At 40.4% G+C, this 3,514-nt stretch carries 2 protein-coding genes; one reads left to right on the top strand and one right to left on the bottom strand.

The window, feature by feature from the left end; all coding sequences use genetic code 11:
* Positions 1-175: 175 nt before the first annotated feature.
* The gene (locus tag ACPV3A_RS37445; protein WP_009226929.1) at positions 176-1,477 is read right to left on the bottom strand and encodes an IS1380 family transposase; all 1,302 of its coding nucleotides are present in this window, start codon (positions 1,475-1,477) and stop codon (positions 176-178) included.
* A gap of 711 nt (positions 1,478-2,188) precedes the next feature.
* On the opposite strand from ACPV3A_RS37445, the gene ACPV3A_RS37440 reads away from it, so the two are divergent.
* Positions 2,189-3,331 carry a DUF6602 domain-containing protein gene (locus ACPV3A_RS37440; RefSeq protein ID WP_426204967.1) on the top strand — a complete coding sequence of 381 codons (1,143 nt, stop codon included), beginning with the start codon at positions 2,189-2,191 and terminating at the stop codon, positions 3,329-3,331.
* Positions 3,332-3,514 lie beyond the last annotated feature (183 nt).

Genomic DNA, 3,514 nt, shown 5'->3' with positions numbered 1-3,514 from the left:
CCTGAATTTCGAAAGTGCATAAGATCAATGCAAGATGCTAAAGCAATGGCGACTTAAGAAGTGAAAAGGTGGGAGTTTCCCATGTTTTAGTGGAGACGGAAGCTTGCGGCAGATGGTCTTTCCCCCTCCCCAATGAAGAGGCAGTCCTGATTTCCATGTAAAATTTTGCTTATCATTATTCTAACTGCGCCACTCGAACCTCGATTCGTTTCCAGACATAACGGCTGGGAAAGTCCCTCGCAAGCTTGAGTAGGATAGAGCGACCATGCCGAATGAGCGTTGCGGCGCAATAAAAGAATTCCAGACGGAACCGGGCAATCGTATAGCCTTGATGGACTGGCTCACAGCAGTCACGTTTGAAGCGCTCGAACAAATTGTAGGCCAGCAGCTTGATCAGCAGATCCAGACCATTGGCTTTGAAATCACCTGTCGCAATGCGATCGATGGAAAACCCGTTCTTGGCTTCCTTAATGTAATTTTCCATGCAGCAGCGCTGATTGTAGAATCGCCACAAATCGATCGGTTCCCATTCCAGATTAGTCACCATGGCTTCGTACTGCCAGTCCGAATCGAATACAATGCGGCCTTGGCCCTCCTCGAACACTTGCGCCTTACGGATGATCGCTACACGACGCGCCTTGTTCCAGGAGGTCGCTTGGTAGATCAAGCAAATACCTTCGATGATCCACTCTTCGTCGACATATCGCGTCCAGTAACGACAAGCCCCAACTTCCTTGGCCAGCCGCTGGGTCCATTTCAGCTTGCCGACATAGCCGATGTGGTGCTGCTCCCACAAGCTGTAAAAATCTTCACCGCCAAAGCCTTTGTCGAACCTTGCGTACTTCACTTTGTGTTCGTCGAGCAGTCTAAAGGTTTGCCGCAGGAAGTCGGCCGCATCGGTGGAAGAGTGCGTATTGCCCGGTCGAAGCACGGCGTTCAAGTTTAGTCGGCTCTGGCCTTCAAAGGCAAGCAGGGGATGATAGCTCTTACGCCCGGGCTTGTGTGGATTTGTGCCTTTGGCCGCGCCGGACTGATCGCCATACACGGTCTCTACCGTGGAATCCAGATCGAGAATCAGCTCAGGTGGCAAGCAGGGTCGAATGATCTCTTGATTCAGCCTCCGCAGTTCGTTAACCAGAGAGGGACAGAAACGACCAAGCCGGATCAATTCCTTGTACAACAGACTGTGATGCGGGCAGCGGCCGCCGAGAAAGCGCCTCAGCAGCACGTCGCTTTGCAAACGACGGAAATGAAAAATCCGTTCGCAGCCAAGCATCCAGCCAACGATGAGATAGAGCAGAATACGGTAAACGGGGAAGAGGGAGTTGCGCGCTTTGCCGCCGGAGAGGCTGCACATCGCCTCCGGCAGTTTGATTTTTTCGAGAAAGGCCAGGAAGATTTTGATGCCGCCGCAGCTCGTTGCGTTTTGTAGTGAAAATTCTGTTTTAATTTTGCTGATCGTTGTGGTAGACTTCACCTATAAGGTGCTCCTCTCTTTGGGTGTAGTGTTCCAAGTAAACACCATTCTACCAAAGATTCGGAGCCCTTTTCATATTTTCAAGAAGCGATACTTTCGAAATTCAGGATAAAATATGTGCCCCTCTCAAAATAGCATGATGAGCAATTTTGGAGGGGATTTTGTTACGTTCCAACCCTTATAGATTAAAATTTTTGGTTATTTGAACAATACTAATAACTACAAGCAGATTGTTATCCAACTTGTGAAAGAGCAGATCCAATGGAATATGAATTGTATTCAGGATTTCCTTATCATCCTCAAATGTTTAAAAGTTACAATTACACACCAAGGTCAAAAAAACATACACTGATAATTTTAATATTAAATAGATGTAGGACATTTTATGATTTGATACCTTTAATTGAACTTTATGATGCGAATGTAGAGACATTATAGAAAGATAGATGATGCTAAGAAGTTATATAGACGCAAACAATTAAATTTTACACAAATACCACTTTATGACTCAGGTGTATGTGTGGTTGGAATGTTTAAACAGGATTAGGAGAAATTGTAGATAGATTTCTTCAAGGAGTTGAGTTATGAGAATGCATTTTAAGTCAATTCATACTTGAATAATATTAAACTTAGATTTTTACATCATAGGTTTAAGTCATAGAACGGTACACATCAAGCTAATTAACTTTATTAAAGAAAGAGAGGCATTACATGATCACTCGAGCAATACAAACGGCTGCCAAAAAGATGATGATCGATTTCGAAGAGCTTACTTCACAAATTAAGCATACAGGTGAACGAGGAACAAGTCGTGAAGAGTTGTTAATAAGATATTTGAAAGGTTATTTTCCATTGAAGTTTTCCTTGGGTAGAGGAGCAATTATTGACAGTAGAGGGTATCAAAGCAACCAGCAAGATTGTATTATTTATGATTCATTTAATAGTCCTATATTGTTAGATATGGAAACTACCCAAATGATTCCTATTGAAAGTGTGTATGCTACAATAGAAGTCAAATCTTCATTAAATAAAACTGAATTGCTAAAATGCGTTAATAATATTAAAAGTGTGCGTGAACTTCCCAAGCATCCTATTTATCCCATTAATTCTAACACAGCTGGATTTGTATTCGCTTTTACTTCTGATACTAGTATTGAAACTCTATTGGGAAATCTAATTGATTTCAATAAGGAAATTGAAGTAGGGAATCAAATAAGTATAATTTGTATTTTAGATAAAGGATTAATTATTCATGTTAACAAAGCTGGACTTAGGGATTTCGTTCTAATACCTAATCAAGATTCTACGCCTGTAATCATCGAAAACTCTGTTGAGCTGAACTTAATGTTATTCTATTTGTTTCTTATGCAATATTTAAATTTAGAACAGGTTTCTTCTCCCAATCTATTTAAATATGCTGATCATGATGATATTTTGAAAATTAATTGGAGTTTACCTGCTAAATTCGTACCTTCAGGCAGCAGTGTTAATATAGATGGGAGACTAGTTGATGCTAATAAAGCAATAAATCTTAGTAAAAAATTAAAGGTAATGGACGCTATTCAAGCTGGTGTTGCTACAAAAGAGCAGCTTATGGATTTTTTTGCAAATGAGTTTATTGAAGCATTAGATATTACTACAGACAAAAATAACTTAGATGATAACTTTATATTCTTTGATAAAAAATTCAGTTTAGCAAGTATAATAGCAGCTGGAGAGATTCATAAAAAAATTGTAAGTGGGATGCAGTTAGATGAAGAGGATCTCAGATCGCATGAATTACTATTTAATAACTTATATATGCACTATGAGGAGTATTTTAAAACATACAATACAAAGGAAATAAATAGTTAAACTAAGTGAAATACTATCCATTTTTTGTAATGTTAGGGTCTGTCAATAATTTTGTGTAAACTCTTTTAAGCACAGATTCCCCCGAGGGGGAAGTCGCGAATCTAACGCAAGTGTTGACCGACCCGGTCTGGGAAAAATACCGAAAGCTGGAGCAGCATTTGGCCCCAGTTTTGGACACGTCCA

The sequence above is a fragment of the Paenibacillus sp. Dod16 genome (assembly GCF_049893405.1).
GTDB lineage: Bacteria > Bacillota > Bacilli > Paenibacillales > Paenibacillaceae > Paenibacillus_AQ.
This window is presented reverse-complemented; position numbering and strand designations above follow the sequence as displayed.